Annotated in this window: 12 protein-coding genes and 5 pseudogenes; 8 read left to right on the top strand and 9 right to left on the bottom strand. The window is 67.7% G+C overall.

Annotation, left to right across the window (positions count from 1 at the left end):
* The first annotated feature begins 123 nt into the window (after positions 1 to 123).
* Positions 124 to 1,343, top strand: a pseudogene (locus ACPEE0_RS16900) (ROK family transcriptional regulator).
* Between the two features lie 7 nt (positions 1,344 to 1,350).
* Here the strand turns inward: ACPEE0_RS16900 and ACPEE0_RS16895 are convergent.
* A pseudogene (locus ACPEE0_RS16895) lies at positions 1,351 to 1,928 on the bottom strand (TetR/AcrR family transcriptional regulator).
* A 109-nt stretch (positions 1,929 to 2,037) separates the two neighbouring features.
* Between ACPEE0_RS16895 and ACPEE0_RS16890 the strand changes: the two are divergent.
* From ACPEE0_RS16890 to ACPEE0_RS16880, 3 genes are read left to right on the top strand one after another with little or no spacing between them, the layout of a single operon-like run.
* Positions 2,038 to 2,481, top strand: a complete 444-nt coding sequence (locus ACPEE0_RS16890) for a hypothetical protein (RefSeq protein WP_424574916.1) — start codon at positions 2,038 to 2,040, stop codon at positions 2,479 to 2,481.
* Entirely contained in the window at positions 2,379 to 3,344 is a 966-nt protein-coding gene (locus ACPEE0_RS16885) for an MFS transporter (protein WP_424574915.1), read from the top strand. The genes ACPEE0_RS16890 and ACPEE0_RS16885 overlap by 103 nt, the downstream gene beginning before the upstream one ends.
* Entirely contained in the window at positions 3,345 to 5,843 is a 2,499-nt protein-coding gene (locus ACPEE0_RS16880; protein ID WP_424574914.1) for a beta-glucosidase family protein, read from the top strand. It begins immediately after the preceding gene.
* A 78-nt stretch (positions 5,844 to 5,921) separates the two neighbouring features.
* Here ACPEE0_RS16880 and ACPEE0_RS16875 read toward each other — a convergent pair whose 3' ends face one another.
* Positions 5,922 to 6,881 carry a D-2-hydroxyacid dehydrogenase family protein gene (locus ACPEE0_RS16875; RefSeq protein ID WP_424574913.1) on the bottom strand — a complete coding sequence of 320 codons (960 nt, stop codon included), beginning with the start codon at positions 6,879 to 6,881 and terminating at the stop codon, positions 5,922 to 5,924.
* 142 nt (positions 6,882 to 7,023) lie between these two features.
* Here ACPEE0_RS16875 and ACPEE0_RS16870 point away from each other — a divergent pair, with 142 nt between their 5' ends.
* Entirely contained in the window at positions 7,024 to 8,217 is a 1,194-nt protein-coding gene (locus tag ACPEE0_RS16870; protein ID WP_424574912.1) for a CynX/NimT family MFS transporter, read from the top strand.
* Positions 8,218 to 8,453: 236 nt separating this feature from the next.
* Here ACPEE0_RS16870 and aceB read toward each other — a convergent pair whose 3' ends face one another.
* Positions 8,454 to 10,106 carry a malate synthase A gene (aceB, locus tag ACPEE0_RS16865; RefSeq protein ID WP_424574911.1) on the bottom strand — a complete coding sequence of 551 codons (1,653 nt, stop codon included), beginning with the start codon at positions 10,104 to 10,106 and terminating at the stop codon, positions 8,454 to 8,456.
* Between the two features lie 259 nt (positions 10,107 to 10,365).
* Positions 10,366 to 11,679 (bottom strand): annotated as a pseudogene (gene aceA, locus ACPEE0_RS16860) (isocitrate lyase).
* A gap of 147 nt (positions 11,680 to 11,826) precedes the next feature.
* Between aceA and ACPEE0_RS16855 the strand changes: the two are divergent.
* Positions 11,827 to 13,338, top strand: coding sequence for a helix-turn-helix domain-containing protein (locus tag ACPEE0_RS16855; RefSeq protein ID WP_354177253.1), 1,512 nt, complete (start codon positions 11,827 to 11,829; stop codon positions 13,336 to 13,338).
* 1 nt (position 13,339) lies between these two features.
* Here the strand turns inward: ACPEE0_RS16855 and ACPEE0_RS16850 are convergent, their stop codons facing one another.
* From ACPEE0_RS16850 to ACPEE0_RS16835, 4 genes and pseudogenes are all read right to left on the bottom strand, one after another.
* A complete protein-coding gene (locus tag ACPEE0_RS16850; RefSeq protein WP_424574910.1) occupies positions 13,340 to 13,729 on the bottom strand; it encodes a hypothetical protein in 390 nt (129 codons plus the stop codon).
* A 401-nt stretch (positions 13,730 to 14,130) separates the two neighbouring features.
* Positions 14,131 to 15,135 carry a TAXI family TRAP transporter solute-binding subunit gene (locus ACPEE0_RS16845; RefSeq protein WP_424574909.1) on the bottom strand — a complete coding sequence of 335 codons (1,005 nt, stop codon included), beginning with the start codon at positions 15,133 to 15,135 and terminating at the stop codon, positions 14,131 to 14,133.
* Positions 15,128 to 16,578: pseudogene (locus ACPEE0_RS16840) on the bottom strand (sensor histidine kinase). Before ACPEE0_RS16840 ends, ACPEE0_RS16845 begins: the two are co-directional and overlap by 8 nt.
* Positions 16,575 to 17,243, bottom strand: a complete 669-nt coding sequence (locus ACPEE0_RS16835; protein WP_424575296.1) for a response regulator transcription factor — start codon at positions 17,241 to 17,243, stop codon at positions 16,575 to 16,577. Before ACPEE0_RS16835 ends, ACPEE0_RS16840 begins: the two are co-directional and overlap by 4 nt.
* A 206-nt stretch (positions 17,244 to 17,449) precedes the next feature.
* Here ACPEE0_RS16835 and ACPEE0_RS16830 point away from each other — a divergent pair, with 206 nt between their 5' ends.
* Both ACPEE0_RS16830 and ACPEE0_RS16825 read left to right on the top strand, forming a co-directional pair.
* On the top strand, positions 17,450 to 18,871 hold the full coding sequence (locus tag ACPEE0_RS16830; RefSeq protein WP_424574908.1) for an MFS transporter: 1,422 nt from the start codon (positions 17,450 to 17,452) through the stop codon (positions 18,869 to 18,871).
* Between the two features lie 229 nt (positions 18,872 to 19,100).
* The gene (locus tag ACPEE0_RS16825) at positions 19,101 to 20,372 is read left to right on the top strand and encodes a serpin family protein (RefSeq protein WP_424574907.1); all 1,272 of its coding nucleotides are present in this window, start codon (positions 19,101 to 19,103) and stop codon (positions 20,370 to 20,372) included.
* A gap of 31 nt (positions 20,373 to 20,403) precedes the next feature.
* Here the strand turns inward: ACPEE0_RS16825 and ACPEE0_RS16820 are convergent.
* Positions 20,404 to 21,260 (bottom strand): annotated as a pseudogene (locus ACPEE0_RS16820) (hydroxymethylpyrimidine/phosphomethylpyrimidine kinase).
* Between the last annotated feature and the right edge of the window lie 168 nt (positions 21,261 to 21,428).

The following is a 21,428-nucleotide window of genomic DNA, read 5'->3' as shown; positions in this document are numbered from 1 at the left end:
GGTGGCGGGCATCGGCATAAAAAGTGGCCTGGCGGTCTAGTGCAAAGCTAGAAGGACTTTTGACGGACGTCAAGCAAAAGTTGTTGAAGTGACAGGAAGAAGTCCCCGTGTTATCTATGGTTGATGACCAAAAGCCACGGAGAAGGAGCTTCCCTCCTCGAGTACCCGGCGTCCCAGGGGCGGGCCGGAGACCTTTTCCAGCTTTTGCGGGACGGGAAGGCGCGCACGAGGGCCGAGCTGGCCGGAAGCACCGGCCTCGCGCGTTCCACCGTGGCCTCGCGGATCGAAGCGCTGATGCTGTCCGGCCTGGTGGGGCCCGCCGGTGAGGCCACCTCCAGTGGCGGCAGGCCGCCGTCGCGCTTTGCCTTCAACCCCTCGTCGCGGGTGGTCCTGGCCGTCGACGTCGGGGCAAGCCACGTGATCGTGGCCGTCACCGACCTGGGCGGGAAGATCCTGGCCGAACAACGGCTGGCCCGGCAGGTGTCGGACGGCCCGGAAGCGGTACTGGACCAGGTGGTGGCACAGGGCAGGAAACTGCTCGCCACGGCGGGGCGGAAGGCCGGCGAGCTGGCAGGCGTGGGCATCGGCCTGCCCGGCCCGGTGGAGCACGACTCCGGAAAGCCGGTGAAGCCTCCCATCATGCCCGGCTGGGACGGCTTCGACGTGGTTGGCTACGTGCAGCAGTCCCTCCGCGTCCCCGTGCTGGTGGACAACGATGTGAACATCATGGCCCTGGGGGAGCGGACCGCCCATTGGCCGGAGCACGGCAACTTCTTTTTCGTGAAGGTGGCCACCGGCATCGGTTCCGGCATCATCAGCAGCGGCGAACTGCAGCGCGGCGCCAACGGCACAGCCGGAGACCTGGGGCATGTCCAGCTGGCGAGGGGCGCGGACGTGCAGTGCGCGTGCGGGAATTACGGCTGCCTCGAAGCCCTGGCGTCAGGTCCCGCCATCGCCCGCGCTTTGCGGGAACAGGGGCTGGACGCGGCAAAGGGCTCTGATGTCCTTCGGCTCGCCTCGGACGGAAACCTCCAGGCCATCCAGGCCCTGCGCCAGGCAGGCCGGGATATCGGCGAGGTGCTGGCCACCGTGGTGAACCTCCTCAATCCGTCCGTGATTGTGGTGGGCGGCAGCATCGGTGTGTCCGGCGAACACCTGGTGGCCGGCATCCGGGAAGTGGTGTACCGGCGGTCGCAGCCACTGGCCACCTCGCATTTGCGGATCGCCGTCTCCATTGCCGGGACCAGGCGGCGATATTGGGTGCCAGCCGGATGGTCACGCAGTACGTTCTCTCGCCGGCGGTCATCGAGGCAACACTGGCGGGAACAACCGCGGCAGGATGAGCAGCGGCTAGGGCGCCATCAGCACGTCGATGAACTGTGACAGGCCGTCTGCCACGTCCACTTCCTTGTCGTAGAGCCACTGCAGCTGCAGGCCGTCCGAGATGGCGACGACCAGCCGGGCAAGGTCCTTTGCCGGCAGGTCCGTGCGGGCCTGGCCGGCGGCCTGGCGCCGCTCAATGTCCACTGTCAGGACGTCCACCACTTCCGCGAAGCGGTCCTTGAAGTAGCCATGGGAGTCATGTCCGGGTCGTTCGCGGTGGCGGAGGCAACCGCATACAGCGTGGTCAAGCCCGGTTCCGCCCGGTTGCGCTCTGCGGAGCGCACCATCAGCGGCAGCCCGGCGTCTGTATCCATGGCCGCCATGCTCCGCCGGTCGCGCTCGGCCAGGACGGCGGTGAGCAGCTCCTGCTTGCCGCGGAAGTAGTGGAACAGCGTGGCTTCCTTCACGCCCACCAGTTCAGCCACGCGCTTCAGGGCCGTGCGTTCGAAGCCTTCTGTTGCAAAAACGTCGGTTGCTGTCTGGATGATCTGCTCGCGGCGTTCGGCTCCCTTGGCGTACTGTCCGCGCGGCTTTGATGAAGGCACCAAGACAGTGTATTTCACGCTTCGGCGCGAAAGCCTAGTCAGACTCGGTTTTTGTGGGTACCATTTTCTGCAGGACCCAACGGAGGGTCAATTTCTGTCAGGAGGCACCGTGGCCGTCACGACCAACACCGGGGATTCCGCAGGGCTGACAGTGCCCGCAACCCCGTCCAGCACTACAACTTCATCCGTTCCCGCTCCGGGAAGCCCCGTCAAAACACCCCGCGCCTACGTCATCGGCATGCCCATCGCCAGCGCAGGCCTGTGGATGGCCGTCCTGGCGCCGGCCCTGGTGGTGCTGGCCATCAAGGTTTCGGAAATCACCACGCCGGAAACCCGGGCCGGAGCCCTCAGCCTCGTTGCCGGCGTCGGCGCCCTGATCGCGCTGCTGGCCAACCCCTTCTTCGGACGGTTGAGCGACCGGACCACCTCCCGCTTTGGCATGCGCAAGCCGTGGATTGTCGGCGGCTCCATCGTGGGCATGGGTCGCTGGTCCTGCTCGGGTCCGCCACCGACGTCGCCGGCGTGCTGGTGGCCTGGGTCCTCGCCCAGCTGAGCTTCAACGCTGCGCTGGCCGCGCTGGTGGCCACCCTTCCGGACCAGGCGGCGCCGGCCGAGCGCGGTCGCCTGTCCGGCCTCATTGGGATGACCCTGCCCATCGGCCTGGTGGCAGCTGCGTACTTCGCCCAGCTCTTCGACAACGCCTTCCAGATGGCGGTGGTCCCGGGAGCTGTGGGAACAGTCATTGCCCTTGCCTTCGCCTTTACCTTCAAGGACCGTGTCCTCACCGAAAAGCCGGCACCGCTGAATCTCAAGGAGATCGCGGGATCCTTCTACTTCAACCCGCGCACCTATCCCGGCCTGGGCTGGGCCTGGTTCACCAAGTTCCTGGTCTACATCGGCTACTGCGCCGGGCTGCTCTACCTGCCGTACTTCTTCGCCGACCACCTCCGCGTTGCCGAAACCGAAGTGGCGTCGCTGGTCTTCCAGGCCACCCTCGTCAGCTCCCTGGGAACGGTCGTCACCAGCCTCGCCGGCGGCTGGATCAGCGACAAGATCGGCAAGCGCAAAGGCATGGTCATCGCCTCCGCCATCATCATGATGGCCGGCCTGGTGGTCATCGCCACCAGCACCACCACGGACCAGGTCCTGGTGGGACAGGCCATCGCCGGCCTGGGCCTGGGCTGCTTCGGCGCTGTTGACGTCGCCCTCATTACCGACCTGCTGCCCGGCAGCCAGACCGAAAACGCCAAGACGTTCGGTGTCTTCAACATTGCCCAGGCTCTGCCCCAGTCGCTCGTCCCCGCCCTGGCATTCCCGGTTATCACCCTCGGCGGCTACCCCGCCCTCTTCATCGGCGGGGCCGTCGTCGGCATCATCGGCGCCGTCCTCGTTACCCGCATCAAAGGAGTCAAGTAAATGAATCCCACCCTTTCCCAGGCCGTGACGGCACCCGCCGCCGGGTCCCCGGACGCAGAAGCCCGTATCCGGGAGCTGGCCGAAGGCCTTTCCCTGGAACAGCAGATCCAGCTCCTCACGGGCGCGGACGTGTGGGCCACCCACGCGCTGCCCTCGATCGGGCTCTCCCGGGTGGTCCTCTCGGATGGTCCGTCGGGCGTCCGCGGCGAAGACTTCGATGAACGCCACGACTCGGTTTCGCTGCCGTCGTCGTCCGCCCTGTCCGCAACCTGGAGCGTGGAAACGGCACACCGCTACGGCCAGGTCCTCGGCCAGGAGGCCCGCCGCAAGGGTGTCCACGCGGTCCTCGGCCCCACCATCAACCTGCACCGCTCCCCGCTGGGCGGCCGGCACTTCGAATGCATGAGCGAGGACCCGCGCCTTACCGCCACGCTGGCGGCGGGCTACGTGGCCGGTGTCCAGTCGATGGGCGTCGGTGCGACCCCCAAGCACTACCTCGCCAACGAGTCCGAAACCGAGCGTTTCACGTCCGACTCCGTGGTGGATGAGCGCCCCCTCCGCGAGCTGTACCTGGCCGCCTTCGAGGACGCCATCACCGAGGCGCGTGCCTGGCTGGTGATGAGCTCCTACAACTCCATCAACGGCACCACGGCCAGCGAAAACGAGCTGCTCAAGACCCCCCTGTCCACCGAATGGGGCTTCGACGGCGTGGTTGTTTCGGACTGGACCGGTGTCCGCTCGGTGGAGTCGGCCAGCGCCTCCCAGGACCTGGAGATGCCCGGGCCCGTCGGCCACTGGGGCCCCAAGCTGCTGGCAGCCGTTGAGGACGGCCGGGTCAGCCGGGCCGCCATCCTCGAAAAGGTCATCCGCATCCTCCGGCTGGCTGCCCGCGTCGGTTCGCTGGACTCCGTCGCCCCGGCCGTGACCGAGCTTCCGGAACAACTCAATGCCGCCGCCGTCGCACGCGAAGTGGCAGTCCGCGGCGCCGTGCTGGTCCGCAACAAGGACGGCCTGCTGCCCCTCGACCCGTCGGCATTGCAGAGCATCGCGGTCAGCGGCCACAACGCCGAGGAGGCCCGGACCCAGGGTGGTGGCAGTGCCACCGTCATGCCCAAGTACACCGTCTCGCCGCTGGACGGACTCCGGGACGCGCTGCCGTCCGGCGTCAGCGTCAGCTACACCCGCGGCGCCAAGGTGGCCGAGGGCCTGCAGGCCTTCCCGCGCACCTCGCTGCACAACCCGGTCTCCAATGTCCCCGGCATGCGGGTGACCTTCCTGGACGCGGACGGCGCGGACATCTCGGGTGAGGACCGGCTGGCATCGCACCTGATCTGGTTCGGCGTCGGGATCCCGGAAGGGTCTGCGGCCATCCGGATGGAAGCGGACTGGACGGCCCCGACGGCGGGCATCCACCACCTCGGCGTCGGAACCGTGGGACGGATCCGGCTCTCGCTCAAGGGAGACGAAGTGTTCAACGGCGAGATCGAGGACGACACCGACGTCCTCGGCGCCGCCCTCTTCGACCCGCCCAAGACGGTTCACGCCGTCGAAACCGCAGCAGGCGAGCGGGTCCGGATCGAGGCTGTCTACGAGCTGCCCAAGCAGCAGGTCATCCCCTTCACCGCCATCCTGCTGGGCGAGGAGACCGTGGTGGAGGACCCGCAGGCCGAGATCGAGGCAGCGGTGGAAGCCGCGAAGGCTGCGGACGTGGCCGTGGTGGTGGTGGGCACCAGCGCCGCTATCGAGTCCGAAGGCTTCGACCGCAAGGACCTGGACCTGCCCGGCTACCAGGACCAGCTGGTGGAGGCCGTGGCCGCCGTCAACCCCCGCACCGTCGTGGTGGTGAACTCCGGCTCGCCCGTCCTGATGCCCTGGCTCGATAAGGTGGGAGCGGTCCTGCTCGGCTGGTTCGGCGGCCAGGAGTTCGGCCGGGCCATCGCGGACATCCTGCTGGGTGCGGAGGAGCCGGGCGGCCGCCTGCCCACCACCTGGCCGGCCGCGCTCGGGGACGTTCCGGTGCTCAACACCGCGCCCGTGGACGGCAAGGTGGTCTACTCAGAGGGCATCCACGTGGGCTACCGGGCCTGGCTGAAGCAGCAGGCTGAAGGCGGCGCGGCCCCGGCCCTGCCCTTCGGCTATGGCCTGGGCTACACCACGTTCGAGCTGTCCGCCCCGCATGCACCGCAGTCCGTCCCCGCCGGCAACGACGTGGTGGTCCACGTCCCCGTCCGCAACACCGGCAGCCGCTCCGGCCGCGAAGTGGTCCAGGTGTACCTGGAGCGTGCGGAGTCCGCCGTTGAGCGGCCCGTCCGCTGGCTGGCAGGGTACGCCGGAACCCACCTGGCCCCCGGAGGGACCGGCAGCGTCGAGGTGCGGATCCCCGCCCGTTCCTTCGCACATTACGACGGCGGCTGGCAGTTTGAGCGCGGAACGTTCCGGATCCTGGTGGGCCGGCACGCGGCCGACGACTTCCAGGCACTGGACATCGAGGTGCGCTAAAGCGCTAAAGACGACGGCGGCCGGGCGGTTCCCTTTCCGGGGAGCCGCCCGGCCGCCGTCGTCCCCTGTACTTCGGCGTCAGCCGCTGATGGTGCGGATGGGGGAACCGGCCAGCCAGGCCGTCACGTCCTCGAACGCCCCGCCGTAAAACTCCCGGTAGCTCTCCTGCGTCACGTAGCCAAGATGCGGCGAGAGGACGGTGTTGGGGGCGGCCAGGAGCGGATGCCCGGCGGGCAGCGGTTCCTCGTCGAACACATCCAGGGCGGCGCCGCGGATCCACCCCTGGCTGAGCGCCCGGATCAATGCGTCCTGGTCCACCAGCGGACTCCGGGCGGTGTTCACCAGGATCCCCTCGGGGCCCAGCAGCCGCAGTTCCGCTTCCCCCACCGTTTTCTCGGAGCGCGGGGACAACCTGAGGTGGAGCGTCACCACGTCCGAGGCCCGGAACAGCTCTTCCTTGGACACCAGCCGCGCCCCGGCCTCTTCCGCCGCCGCGGCAGTGAGGTTCTGGCTCCACGCGAGCACCTCCATCCCGAAGGCCCGCCCGTACCCGGCAACCCGCCGCCCGATCTTCCCCAGGCCCACGATGCCCAGGGTCTTGCCGGCCAACTCAAAGCCCACCGTTGACTGCCAGGTGCCGGCCCGCAGCGAGTTCTCCTCCGCCGGCAGGTGCCGCGCGGCGGCGAGCAGCAGGGCCCAGGTCAGTTCGGGGGCGGCGGTGGGCGAGCCGGGCGTGCCGCAAACCGTGACCCCGTGGTCCGTGGCGGCGGCAACGTCAATGGATGCGTTGGCCATCCCCGTGGTCACCAGGAGCTGGAGTGCCGGAAGCTTCTCGAACACCTCGCGCGGGAAGGCCGTCCGCTCACGCATGGCTATCACAATGCTGACGTCGGCCAGCGCCGAGACCAGGGCGTCCCGCGAGGCAAAGGGTTCCCGGAACGTGGTGACCTTGACTCCCTCGGCTTCGAGCGCTGCCCAGTCCGCGAAGCCGTGCGCCACGTCCTGGTAGTCGTCAAGAATGGCAAGGCGGTGCTGCATGGAGGTGTCCTTAATCCCGGAGTTCCTGGCGTGATGTTCATCGTATGGCAGGGCGCCCTCCGGAACGGCGGAAACGGCGCGCGGGTGGGGCGTGATAGCAATGGGAGTGATGAAACCCCCCCGTTACCCAGCACGCCGCCGCATGAGCGGCCGGTCCCTCGCCCGTCTCCCCGCCAGCTGGATTCTGCTCGCCTGTATCGGCCTGCTGGCCCTGAATCTGCGGGGCCCGTTCGTGGCGGTCGCCCCGGTGGTCGGGCTGATGCAGGCGGAGCTTTCGTTTTCACCGGTCATGCTGGGGCTCCTGACCAGCATCCCCGTCCTCTGTTTCTCGCTGGCCGCGCCGCTGGCTTCCCTCGCGGCGAGGAAGTTCGGTGCCGAGTTCGCGGTGACCCTGACCATCCTCGGGGTCCTGGCAGGCGTCCTGGTCCGCTCGTCCGGCGGCCCGGCGCTGGTGGTGGCTGGAACGGTGCTGATCGGCGCCGCCATCACCGTGGGCAACATTGCGGCGCCCCTCATCATCCGGCGGGACTTTGCTCCCGCCCGGCAGGGAACGGCGATGGGGATCTACACCGCGGCGCTGAACATCGGCTCGTTCCTGACGTCCGTGGTGACGGCGCCGCTCGCGGACCTGGCCGGGTGGCGGTTCGCCCTGGGCTCGGTGGCCGTCCTGGCCGTGGCGGCGATCGTCGTCTGGACCCTGGCGGTGGGGCCCCGCAACGCCTTCCTGGTTTCCGGCGGGGACGGCGCGGACACCAAGCGGCCGCCCGTTACCGGCCTGGGCTGGATAACTGCCGGACTGACGGCCGGGTTCGGCGGCCAGGCCTTCTCGTACTACGGCGTCACCGCATGGCTGCCCAGCTACCTGCACGACGAGCTTGGCATGTCCGTGGCCGAGGCCGGCGCAGCTTCCTCCATCTTCCAGATCCTCGCCATCGTGGGCGGGCTGGGCGTCCCGTTTGCCGCCAAGTATTGGGGCCCGACGGCGGTTGCGGTCGCCGTGGGTGCGCTGTGGCTGACCGTTCCGGTGGGGCTGCTGCTGGCGCCGCAGCTCTGGTGGCTCTGGTCCGTCTTAGGAGGCGTCGCCCAGGGCGGCGGCATCACGGTCATCTTCATCGCCATCATCCGGCTGGCACGCGACCAGGCTTCCGCGGGCAAGATGTCCGCCACGGTCCAGGGCCTGGGCTACGCCCTCGCCGCCGTGGCGCCGCCCCTGGTGGGCCTCGTCCACGATGCCTCGGGTTCCTGGACGCCCGCGCTGCTGGTCATCCTGGCCTCCGTGCTGACGTTCTTCGCCGGTACTACCCTCTCAGTGCGGAAGGTGCCCAAGGGACGCTGACGTGCCAAGGCATGTCCCGCCGTCGTTAGTTCCCTGTCCCCTGTGGACGCTCTCTCACTCAATGCGGTTAACGACCGACGCTCTCTGACTTTCTTGAGCAAAGTGAGAGAGCGTCTTTGGTTTTTCCGTATCAAGTGAGAGAGCGTCACAAGGGTGTTCCGCCGCCGGGTCCGGCCCTCCGGATTTCGGAGGTGCCTGTTGCGATAGAGCGTGCCGGCCCGGCGGACGGAAACTTGTCAGGCGGCGGCGAGTTCCTCGACCGTGGCTTTCTCGCGGGCCTCGGTCAGGTACCGCGCATAGGCGGGCAGGGTGAGGAAGGACGGGAAGTCCTGGGCGAGGGTGACTTCCTCGAAGATGTCGCGGGCGTCTTCGAAGCGGTCGCCGTCGAAGCGCTCCAGCCGGGCGAACTCCTCGTCCAGGAGCTCTTCGACCCAGTGGTGGGTGATGATCTCGCCATGGTCGGTGATGGCCCGGGCGTAGATCCACTGCCAGAGCTGGGAACGGGAGATTTCGGCGGTGGCGGCGTCTTCCATGAGGTTGTGGATGGCCACTGCGCCGTTGCCGCGGAGCCAGGATTCGATGTAGCGGATCCCGACTTCGATGTTGTTCCGGATGCCCTGTTCGGTGATGGTGCCGTGGAGTGAGGCGATGTTGATCAGGGCGCGGTCGTCCGGGGTGACGTCCTCGCGGAGCTTGCCGAGCTGGTTGGGCTTCTCGCCGAGGATGCTGTCGAACACCTCTCGGGCGACGGGCACAAGGTCGGGGTGGGCCACCCAGGAGCCGTCGAAGCCGTCGTTGGCCTCGCGGGTCTTGTCCGCGCGGACCTTGTCGAAGGCGTTGGCGTTCGCTTCCGGATCCTTGCGGTTGGGCACGGCTGCGGCCATGCCGCCGATGGCCATGGCGCCGCGCTTGTGGCAGGCCCGGACGAGCTGTTCGGTGTAGGCGCGCATGAAGGGGGCGGTCATGGTCACCTGGCCGCGGTCCGGGAGGACAAACCGGGGGCCGCGGGTGCGGAAGTTCTTGATGATGGAGAAGATGTAGTCCCAGCGGCCGGCGTTCAGGCCTGCGGCGTGGTCACGCAGTTCGTAGAGGATTTCCTCCATTTCGAACGCGGCGGTGATGGTCTCGATCAGCACCGTGGCGCGGATGGTGCCCTGGTTGATGCCGAGCAGGTCCTGGGCGAGGATGAAGATGTCGTTCCAGAGCCGGGCCTCGAGGTGGTTTTCGATTTTCGGCAGGTAGAAGTACGGGCCCTTGCCCTGGGCCAGGAGGCGGCGGGCGTTGTGGAAGAAGAACAGGCCGAAGTCAACAATGCCGCCGGCGACGGGTTCGCCGTCGATGAGCATGTGCTTTTCGGGCAGGTGCCAGCCGCGGGGGCGGACCACGATGGTGGGCAGGTCGCCGGCGGGGCGGAGCTTGTATTCCTTGCCTTCTTCCGTGGTGAAGTCGATCCGGCGTTCCAGGGCGTCGGTGAGGTTCAGCTGGCCCTTGATGACGTTGCGCCAGGTGGGGGTGGAGGAGTCCTCCATGTCCGCGAGCCAGACCTTGGCGCCGGAGTTCAGGGCGTTGATGGTCATCTTCTTGTCCACCGGACCGGTGATTTCCACCCGGCGGTCCTCCAGGCCGGGGGCCGGGGGAGCGACCCGCCAGGACGGGTCGTTGCGGATGTGCTCGGTCTCCCGCAGAAAGCGGGGATCCGCGCCGGCCGCGATCTCCGCCCGCCGGGCCCGCCGTGCCTGCAGCAGTTCCTTGCGCCGGTCAGCCGTGGCCCGGTGCAGCTTGGCAATGAACTCCAAAGCGTCGGGAGTGAGAACCTCGCTTTGCCGGCAAATCGGCTGCGCAGTGAGTGTGATTCCGTTGATCGTAAAGCTGTCAGTAAAGCTGTTCATTTCAGTCTCCTTAAAGACGAAAGGGAATTTCGACGGCGGGTGGCGGCACGTCGGGCGAGGAACGCCCAAAGCCGAAGGATCGGTGATGCGGCAGCCTGCGTAAAGGGGCCCTACTGCCCGCCCCCGACCGAGTTCTACGAGGTCTTGGGGCGGGCATGGGGATAGCAGGCAGAGCATTGCCGCTCCGAAGGCGGGGGTGACCGGTCCGAAGTCCGGGGTTTCGACAAGCTCAACCACCGCCGCCGTCGAGGGTTGGAAGTTAGTGGAACTGGCCCTCTTCGGTGGATCCCACGAGGGCGAGGGTGGACGCGTTCGGGTTGAGCGCGGTGGAGATGGTGTCGAAGTAGCCGGTGCCGACTTCGCGCTGGTGCTTGGTTGCGGTGTAGCCGCGGGATTCGGAGGCGAATTCCTTTTCCTGGAGTTCGACGTAGGCGCTCATGCCTTCGCGGGCGTAGCCGTGGGCGAGGTCGAACATCGAGTAGTTCAGGGCGTGGAAGCCGGCCAGGGTGATGAACTGGAACGTGAAGCCCATGGCGCCGAGTTCGCGCTGGAACTTGGCGATGGTGGCGTCGTCCAGGTGCTTGCGCCAGTTGAACGACGGCGAGCAGTTGTAGGAGAGCATCTGGTCCGGGAACTCGGCCTTGACGGCTTCGGCGAACTTGCGGGCCAGCTCCAGGTCCGGGTGCCGGTCTCCATCCAGATCAGGTCCGAGTAGGGGCGTAGGCCTTGGCGCGGGCGATGCAGGGTTCGATGCCGTTGCGGACCTTGTAGAAGCCCTCTGCAGTGCGCTCACCGGTAATGAACTCGCGGTCGCGTTCGTCGACGTCGGAGGTGATGAGGGTTGCTGCTTCGGCGTCGGTGCGGGCGATGACGACGGTGGGGGTGCCGGCGACGTCAGCTGCCAGGCGGGCTGCGTTCAGGGTCCGCACGTGCTGCTGGGTGGGGATCAGGACCTTGCCGCCGAGGTGGCCGCACTTCTTTTCCGAGGCAAGCTGGTCCTCCCAGTGCACCCCTGAGGCGCCGGCCTGGATCATGGATTTCATGAGTTCGTAGGCGTTGAGCGGGCCGCCGAAGCCGGCCTCGGCGTCGGCGACGATCGGGACCAGCCAGTCCTCAACAGTCTGGACGCCTTCGGCGAATTCGATCTGGTCGGCGCGGAGCAGGGCGTTGTTGATGCGGCGGACCACGGTCGGGACCGAGTTGGCCGGGTAGAGGGACTGGTCCGGGTAGGTGTGGCCCGAGTTGTTGGCGTCAGCGGCGACCTGCCAGCCGGAAAGGTAGATGGCGCGCAGGCCGGCCTTGACCTGCTGCACAGCCTGTTGCCGGTCAGGGCGCCCAGGGCGTTGGTGTAGCCGCCGGTCTTGTGCTCTTCGGTGAGCTGGCTCCACAGCTTCTCGGCGCCGCGGCGGGCCAGGGTGTGCTCTTCGGAGACGCGGCCGCGGAGGCGGACGACGTCGGAACCTGAGTAGTCACGGGTCACACCTTCCCAGCGCGGGTTGGCGGCCCACTCGAGCTCCAGTGCGGCGGCCTGCTCTTCGGGCGTCTGCGAGGTGGGCTCAAATGCTGCAGTCATCGTTGATCTCCTTGATTGAGCTCCGGAGTTGGTGGGTGGGAACCGCGTCGTTGAGGTTCCCACCGGCTTTCCGGTGCGGTGTTCTTTCCGTGTGAACTACTTTTCAGCACTTTCAACCCCCTTTCTAGAGAAAAAGGGTGGAAAGAAATGCAGTTCTTCGCGTATTCTGCAGAAATGTCGCCTTCAAGCTGGAACAGGGATGTTTCCCAGCCATCCTCCGCCGCCACGACTGACCTTGACGTCATCTCGCTGGGCCGCCGCGTCCGCCATCTGCGCAAACAGGCCGGGCTGACGCTCGATGACCTGAGCGCCGCCGTCGGGACCGCGCCCAGCCAGCTGAGCCTGATCGAGAACGGCAAGCGCGAACCCAAACTCAGCCTGCTCCAGCACCTTGCCGGCGCCCTTGGCGTGAGCATCGACCAGCTGCTCGGAGCGGAGCCCCCGAGCCGCCGCGCGGCGCTGGAAATCGAGCTGGAACGGTACCAGCGCGGTCCCCTTTATGAATCCCTGAACCTGCCCAAAATCCGCATCAGTTCGCGGCTGCCGCTGGATGTCCTGGAAGCCCAGGTGGGCCTGTTGCAGGAGCTCGAGCGCAAGATGAATGAGCAGGTGGCAACCCCGGAGGAAGCGCGCCGTGCGAACGGGGAGCTGAGGGCGATGATGCGGGAGCGCGGCAACTACTTTCCGGAGTATGAAGCTGAAGCGCAGAAGGTCCTCAAGGAGGTGGGCTACACCACCGGTCCGCTCAGCCAGCACGTCATTGCCGACATCGCCGCGCACCTTGGTTTTACCCTGCACCACGTCAGCGACCTGCCCCATTCCACGCGCTCCGTGACCGATTTGAAGAACCGCAAAATTTACCTGACGCAGAGCCAGCGGCAGGACCACGATCCGCGCTCGGTCCTGCTCCAGGCCCTGGGCCACTACGTTCTCGGCCATGAAACGCCCCGCAACTACGGGGATTTCCTGGCCCAGCGGGTGGCGACCAACTATTTCGCCGCCGCCCTGCTCCTGCCCGAGCAGGCAACGGTGGAATTTTTGCAAAAAGCCAAGGCCGCCAAGGAAATCGCCGTGGAGGACATCCGTGACGCCTTCGCCGTCTCTTATGAGACAGCTGCCCACCGCTTCACCAACCTCGCCACAAAACACTTGGGCATCACCACGCATTTCCAGAAGACGCACCAGAGCGGCATCATCTACAAGGCCTACGAGAACGACGGCGTGAACTTTCCGCAGGACCACACCGGCGCCATCGAGGGTCAGCCGTCCTGCAAGGCCTGGACCTCGCGCGCCGTGTTCGACGTGCCGGACAAGTTCAGCGCCTACAGCCAGTACACCGACACTCCCTCCGGCACGTACTGGTGCACCGCCCGCACCGAGCGCTCAGCCTCCGGTGAGTTCTCGCTCAGCATCGGGGTGCCCTACCAGCACGTGAAGTGGTTCCGCGGGCGCGAAACCACGGCCCGCGCCACCTCCAACTGCCCCGACCCCACCTGCTGCAAGCGTCCGCCGGAGGCCCTGACCGCCGAGTGGGCCGGAAACGCCTGGCCCTCGGCCCGCGCGCATTCGCACCTCCTGGCCGCCATGCCTCCCGGAGCTTTCCCCGGCGTGGACGAGACAGAGGTCTACAGCTTCCTGCAGGCCCACTCGGGCAACTGACCTAGTTGGCAGGGGCAGCCGTGACCATGGCAGCCGTCTCTGTGCCGCCGCTGACTCGCGCGCGCATGTCCAGGCAGATGATGTCGGTTAGGACGCCGGTCACTGCCCGGTACGACTCCGGGTTGCCGGACCACAGGCCGGAATCCTCAAGGAAGCGCATAAATTGCATAAGCGAGTAGGTGGCCAGGACGCCTTCGTGGACGGTATGGATGATGAGGGACGCCAGTCCTGCTGCCACCTCGGCCGGGTCGAGGGCAGCGATGGAACGGTTTTCACCAATCTCCGGGTAGAAGCGGAAGAAGAGCTTCAGGCCCGCCAGCACCTCGTCCGCATCGGTGCTGAATGGGTGCTGGACATACCAGCTCATGAAGGCCGGAGTTAGCGCCTCCAACTCGCGAACGTTTGCGGATGAGGGGATAGCCACTCTTGGGATGGCGGCTATGGAAGAGCCTCCATGCCGGTTCCGCATGGACTCCGTTCGTGCCGCCCGTCGGCGTTGGTTCCTTCCCACCTTGCTCCTCGCTTTGCTCGCTGTTCGGGATAACCAAACAGTAGGGAGAAGTGTCCCGGCCTGCGAGGCCGGAAGCACGTATGTGGATAAGACCCCTGACTCTGAGCCGAACGCCTGCGCAAATCTGGCGGAAAGCCCGGGAACGCCCGCTCGCTATCCTGAAGAAAGTGAGCGGGCGTCCGCGCCGGAGCCGCCGTAGGTGAGAGGGGCGTTCGGGTCAGAGCGAGCATACGTGAGCGGGCGTTTGAGGGAGACCAGCCATAGGTGATGGGGCGTTTGGTTCAGCCGTGCAGCTTCCGGTAGGCGTCGGCCGCGGCCGGATGGAGCGGGATGCCGGCCGTGTTGATCAGGGTTTCCGGGCTGAGGAACTGGACGCCCAGGCTGGATTGCGGAATCAGTTCACCGGCGTGGTGCACCAGCAGCTGGACGGTCCGTTCCACCGTGCCGGCGTCCAGGTCCGCCCGGCACAGCAGCAGGTTCGCGGCGCCGACCGTCCAGACCGCGGGCACGCCGGGATAGCTGCTCTCAGGAATGAGGACGCGGTCATATTGCGCTCCGTGCCGCTTGCGCAGCTCCGGCAGCAGCGCCGACAGGTCCAGCAGTGCCAGCGGCACCTCCTGCTGGGCGGCGGCGACGGCGGCGGTGGGCACGCCGCCGGACCAGAACAGGGCATCCACCGTGCCAGCCTTCAGGGCGGCAAGGCCGTCGTTCAGGCCAAGGCTTACGACGGCGACCGTCCCGTCCGCGGTTGCGCCACCCGCGGTCCGGGCATTCAGGCCTGCTGCCGCAAGGATCCGCGGGGTGGTCAGGGACGTTCCGGATCCCGGCTGGCCGACAGCCACGGTCCGGCCGGCCAACTGGGACAGATCCACGATTCCGCTGTCCCGGCGCACCACACAGTGGACGTAGTTCTCGTAGACCTTGCCCAGGGCCGCCAGCGGTACCGCCTCCGTGCCGGGTTCCGGGGCTGCGGCTGCCGCATCGGCAAGGGCGACCGCGAACGTGGCCCTGCCGCCACGGAGCTCGGCCAGGTTGTCCAGGCTGCCACCGGTGGACACCGCCTCGGCCCTGTCCGCGACCCCGTGGCGCTCCAGGGACGCCGCCAGGAGGGTGGAGAACTCAAGGTAGAACCCGCCCGGCTCGCCGCCGGCCACGGTCAGCTGCCCGGGACGCTGCCCGGTGCAGGCGGTCAGGGCTGCCGGCAGTCCGGCGGCCGCCGCCGCTGCCAGGGCGATCCTAAAGAGCGCCCGCCGGGTAGGAACCAGCGCGTGAGAGCGGTCATCCATCGGCCAGCCCTCTTTCCGCGCCGGAAGCCGGTCGGGCACCGGAAAGAGCAGCAGGGAATTCCAGCCGGGCGGACAGGCCGTGGGGCGCAGCCTCGGCCAGCACCAGCCGGCCGCCGTTGGCTGCGGCGAGTTCGCCCACAATGGTCATCCCCAATCCCGTCCCGGGCACCGGGGCATGGCGTGGCGCGCGCCAGAACCTCGTCGCGGCATTGGTTCGTTCCTGCTCCGAAAGGCCCGGCCCGTCGTCGGAAATTTCGACCAGGACCCTGTCCTGATGCCGGCGGACAGCTGCGGTAACAGTGGCCCCGGGGGCGTATTTGATGGCGTTGGCAAGGAGTTCCCCACCATCTGGCCCAGTTCCGCAGGGTTGCAGGCAACCTCCGCCGGCGGCGCGGGCGCCTCGGCCAGGACCAGCCGGCAGCCGGCACGCCCTGCCGCAGGAGCGGCACGCTCCACTTCCCCCTGCAGGACCGGGAACGGGTCGGCCGGCTGTGCGGCGGGCCGGGAACCACCGCTGAAGGGCCGCGCCGAATCCTCGGAAGCCCGGTGTTCCGCGGCCGCCAGCTTCAGCACCCCGTCCAGGATGTCCTCCACCCGCTCCAGCTCCGCCATCACATTCTCCGCGGCTTCGCGCTCGCGGGTGGTCTGGAGCTCGAGCTGCAGCACATCCAGCCGCAGCCGCAGCGCCCCGATGGGATTCCGCAACTGATGCGAAGTGTCCGCAATCAGCTGGCGTTGCGACTCGATGCTGGCGCCCACCGTGCGCGCCATGGCGCCGAAGGACCGGCTCAGTTCCCGCAGTTCGGGCGGACCATCCTCCGGCAGGCGGCCCGCACGTCCCGTCCGTGCCAGCTCGGTCACGGCCGAGTTCAACCGGAGGACAGGCCGCAGCACCCAGGTGGTGACCCGGGCGGCGGCCAGCAGGAGGACCGCAGCCAGCGCGACGGCGGCAGCCCCCACGAGGAGCCAGCGCTCGCGAAGCTTCTGGCGCGCCGTCTCCAGGTGGACGTCCAGGACCACCCCGCCGAGGACCTGGCTGGCGCTGCCGAACGGCCGGAAGATCAGTTCAGAGCCGGACCCGAAGGGCTGCAGCGGGGCAAGGGCAGTGTCCGTGACGTTGAGTCCGGCCCGGGACAGCGCGTCCCGCACATCGGGCCGGTCGCCCTCCAGGCCGCCCGACGCCAGGATTCCCTGCTGCAGCCGCACCACAACCCCCTCCCCGTAAAGGCCGGAGTAGGTGTCCATCTCGCGCTGCAGCCGCACCGTGTCCCCGTCGGCTGCAGCATCGAAAGCCACCTGGGCCAGCCGGTTCAGGGATGCGGCCCTGTTGATCTGGACTTCCTGCGTGAGTTCGCGGGCGGCGGATCCCAGGATGGTGCCGGAGACCAGGAAGACCACCAGCAGGCACAGCACGCTGAGGACGCCGAGGACCCGCAGCCTCACCGGCCCTCCGCTTCCACCCGGTAACCGACGCCGCGGACGTTGATGATGAATCCGGGTTTCTGCAGCTTGGCGCGGAGCCCGGTGAGGTGGACATCGAGAGACCGCGAGGAAGCCAGGAACGCGTCACCCCACAGGGCATCCAGGATCTGCTCCCGGGTGACCACCGATCCAGCATTTCGGGCGAGGAGGGCCAGCAGGCCGAATTCGGTGGCGGTCAGCGGCAGCAGGGACCCGTCCTTGGCCGCGGTCCGCCGGTCCAGGTCGATCTCCAGGTCATCCAGGACGATGGTGTGCGGGGTGCTTCCGCTGCCGCGCCGCATGCGCCTGGTCACCGCTTCGATCCGTGCCAGCAGTTCCACGAGTTTGACCGGTTTGACCAGGTAGTCGTCAGCGCCTGAGCGAAGGCCCAGCACCACGCTGCGTTCGTCGTCGCGCGCTGTCAGGATCAGGATGGGGCAGTCGGTGACCTGGCGGAGCTTCCGCAGCACCTCCAGCCCGTCCATGTCCGGAAGGCCCAGGTCCAGGAGGATCACGTGGAAGTCCCGGTGGGCCAGCAGGGCGTCCGCGCCACGCGACACCCTGGTCGCCTTCAGGCCCGCCGTCGCCACACCGGCCGTGAGGGCGCCGGCCATGGCGTCGTCGTCCTCGACGATCAGCACGTCCATTGCCATCTTCCTTTTCCTTTGCCGGGGTTGAGCCGTCCCCCGCCTTTGGAGACTACCTTCTGGCGGACATTTTTTCCCCGGCGGGCCTGAATCCTAAGGAAGTGTTAGGAAAGCGCCCGCGGCGTTGGTTGTGCCGTGCGTCACCCATAGTTTGGTGGGGGTCCTCCGCGCTTTCGGATGACTGTTCACGCAAGGAAGGTTCACTGATGAGCACCGAACAAGCAGCGCCGCCGGACAGTGCGGCCCACCCCGGGGCACCCCTCACCGAAGCAGCCCAGACCCGCCGGGCCGTTGGCAACATCCTCAAAGGCTCCGCCGGCAACCTGGTGGAGTGGTACGACCTCTACGTCTACACCGTCTTCGCAGCCTACTTCCAGGCCCACTTCTTCAACTCCAAGGACGATCTGCAGGCAGGGCTGGAGGCAATGGCTGTCTTCTCGACGTCGTTCCTCATGCGGCCCATCGGCGCCTGGTTCTTCGGCCGGTACGCCGACCGCAACGGCCGCAAGGCAGCCCTGACCCTCAGCGTGACACTGATGTCCGCGGGCTCGTTCGCCATCGCCGTGCTGCCCACCCAGGACGTGATCGGCATCTGGGCCATGGTGCTGCTGGTGCTGGTCCGCCTGCTGCAGGGCTTCTCCGTGGGCGGCGAGTACGGCACCAGTGCCACCTACATGTCCGAGGCCGCCACATCGCGCCGCCGCGGCTTCTTCTCCAGCTTCCAGTACGTGACCCTGGTGGGCGGCCAGATGCTGGCCCTGCTGGTCCTGGTGATCCTGCAAAACACCCTGGGCGGCGACGCGCTCAACGAGTGGGCCTGGCGCATCCCGTTCGCACTCGGGGGCGTGGCGGCCCTGGTGGTTCTCTGGCTCCGCCGGTCCATGGAGGAAACCGTCTCCGCGGACCAGATCCGTGCGGCCCACGTCCAGGCTGCGGGCGAAGCCCAGCCGGGAACCCTGAAGCTGCTGTTCATCAGCCACTGGCGGCCGCTGCTGGTCTGCATCGGGGTCACCCTGGGCGGCACCGTGGCGTTCTACACGTACACCAACTTCATCCTGAAGTTCATGAACGATACGTCCGGCATCGCCAAGACCGACACCTCGGTGATCAACTTCTGGGCACTGTTCATCTTCATGCTGCTGCAGCCCGTCTACGGCCTGATCTCGGACAAGATCGGACGCAAGCCGCTGCTCGTCTGGTTCGGCGTCACCGGCGTCCTGTTCACCTGGCCGCTGCTCTCCACACTGTCCGGCACCAAGGACCCCTTCACGGCGTTCCTGCTGATGATGGGTGGACTGCTGATCGTGGGAGGCTACACCTCCATCAACGCCCTGGTGAAGGCAGAACTGTTCCCGGCCTCCATCCGTGCGTTGGGCGTGGGCCTGGGCTACGCGATCGCCAACTCGCTCTTTGGCGGCACCGTCCCGCTGATTGGCGCGGCGTTGCAGAAGGCGGGCCAGGTGGAGCTCTTCTTCACCTATGTCACCGCCGCCATCGCCATTTCGCTGGTCGTCTACATCTTCGCGCTCAAGAACAAGAAGGCCACGCACCTGGACAGGGAACAGGGCGACGCCTGGGGAGCCACCAGGACGGACGACGCCGGCACCCTGGCAGGTGCCAACCGCTAGGCCAGGTGCCAACCGCTAGGCAAGGTGCCAAGCGCCAGGCAGGGCGGCGGCGCCGGTGGGGTTCGACGCCGGCGCCGCGTGCCGCCGTCGGCGGTGTGACCGAAAGGACCGCAAACCGTAACCCTTCCGGCATCGCCCGGCGGCCGGCCCTCTGCTTCACTGGAACCATCCGGTCCTTGGATGGCGGTACGGCGGCGGCCCTGCCTGCCGGGGAATCACAGGGGAAGAGATGAACGTTCCACGGCGCGCGGTGCTGGCAATGCTCGGCCTTGTGGCAGTGCTTCCCGCCTGTGCGGCCGCGCCCCCGGAGCTGGTGACGGCGCCGGGGGTGGAGCGGGTCTCGCTGGATGCGGACGCCTATCCGGCTGAAATCGATGCCCTGCGCAGCTCCGCATACACGCTGGGTGCGGCCCTCCTCGCCGACGGCGGGGACGGCGCCGCCGGCAACGTCGTCGCATCACCCGGAAGCCTGCTGACAGCGCTGCTGATGCTGCGGTCCGGAGCGGGCGGCGGGGCGGCCGCGGAACTTGACCGCGTCCTCGCCCTTCCTGGAACCGCCCGCGATGAGGCGGCGAACGCACTGCTCGCCGCCGTCGAAAAGTACGACGGCGACCCCGGCGCCGTCGACGAGGACAACCCGCCACGGAAGCCCGTGATTCACCTGGCCAACGGACTCTTCCTGGACAGGAACACCCCGGTGGGCGAGGGCTACCTGGCCGGCCTGGCACGGCACTACGGCACAGGCGTCCACCTGGTGGATTTCCGTGACCGGGCCGCGGCGGAACCCGCCATCGACGCGTGGGTGGACCGGAACACGGGCGGGCGCATCACGAAAGCCCCGGCCAAGTTCGATACCAGGAACACCTTCAGCCTCCTCAATGCCCTCTATTTCGCCGCCGCCTGGAACACCCCCTTCGACCCTGCCGACACCACGGACCGGCCGTTCACCACCGGAAACGGTGATGTGGCGAGTGTCCCGACCATGAGCCAGGCAGGGGGAGCGAAGTACGCCGAGGGGGAGGGGTGGCGGGCGGTGGACCTTCCCTATGCGGAAGGAGCCGTGATGCGCCTGGTACTGCCGGCGCCCGGCGCCCCCGCCACACTGTCCGCGGATCAGCTGGCCCGGATCGGCGCGGCGCTGGAGTCCGCCCCGGTCCAGCCGGTCCGCATCACGCTGCCCCGCTGGGACCACAAGAGCAGCTTCGACCTTCGGAAGGTCATGGAGGCTATGGGCCTGTCCCGCACGCTCACGACTGAGACGGACTTCGACGCGATCCAGCCGGGGCTGAAGCTTACCCAGGCCGCCCAGGCCGCAAACATCACCGTGGCGGAGAAGGGGACCGTGGCGGCGGCCGTCACGCAGCTGAACGGGCGGGCGGTCAGTGCGCCGCCCGAGCCCGCCATCTCCATCGCCTTCGACCGGCCGTTCCAGTACCAGATCGTCCACAGCGGGACAGGGCTGCCGCTCTTCATGGGCAAGGTGGCGGACCCGCGTTCGTGACCGGGCGTGCCCCGGGCCCGGTGTGCGGTGGTTAGCGCGGGCCGCCCTGCCAGAGGGCGTCAAACGGCGCCCCGGACGCCACGCGGTTCCGGATTCCGGCGGTCACGAATTCCTTCGCGGCGCGGGCGGCTTCCAGCGGGGTTGAGCCCTTGGCCAGTTCTGCGGTGACAGCGGCGGCAAGCGAGCAGCCGGCACCGGATACGGCCACATCGCCTACCTTCGGTGCGCTCAGGACCTCCAGCGTGTGGCCGTCATAGAAGACGTCGACGGCGTCAGGACCGTCCAGCCGCACCCCGCCCTTGGCCAGCACTGCCGCGCCGCTGAGCTCGTGGATGCGGACGGCGGCTGCCTTGAGGGATTCGACGTCGGTGATCTCCAGCCCGGACAGCGACTCCGCCTCGAAGTGGTTCGGCGTCACGAACGTGGCGAGCGGCAGGATCTGCGCCTTCAGGGCCTGGTCCGTGTCCAGGGCGTGGCCTGGCTCCTGGCCCTTGCAGATCAGGACGGGTCCAGGACCACATTCCCGAAGTTGTTGTCCTGCAGGGCACCGGCAACGGTGGAGATGGTGGCGGGGCTGCCGAGCATCCCGATCTTCACCGTGTCCAGGACGGACGGCGCGCCCGAGGCCGGTCCGTAGGCTGCGGTGGTTGCCTCCAGCTGGTCGGCGATCACCTGCTGTTCCACCGGCACAAAGCGGTGGTTCCAGCTGTCGTTCGGGTTGAACGAGACGATGCAGGTCAGGTTGGCGATGCCGAAGACGCCCAGTTCCTGGAAGGTCTTCAGGTCGGCCTGGGCCCCGGCACCGCCGGTTGCTTCGGAGCCGGCGATGGTGAGCACCACGGCCGGGCTGGTGACGTGCGGCATTGCATCAGCGGAAACGGAAGTCATGCACCCATCCTGCCATCCGGCGTCGGGCATTTTCCTTGTGTGGAAGTACAGCGGAGGCTGACAGGGGGTGTTCAGGGCCACAAGGCGTGCCCGCTGGGCAAGCCGAGGTGGGAGAATGGGGCGACAGTGCTAATACAGCCGGTGTCCCCTGCAGTTCCGGACCCGAGC

It is taken from the genome of Arthrobacter sp. SD76 (genome assembly GCF_049726125.1).
Classification (GTDB): Bacteria; Actinomycetota; Actinomycetes; order Actinomycetales; family Micrococcaceae; genus Arthrobacter; species Arthrobacter nitrophenolicus.
Note: the sequence above shows the minus strand (reverse complement) of the source record. Positions and strands in the feature narration are given on the sequence as shown.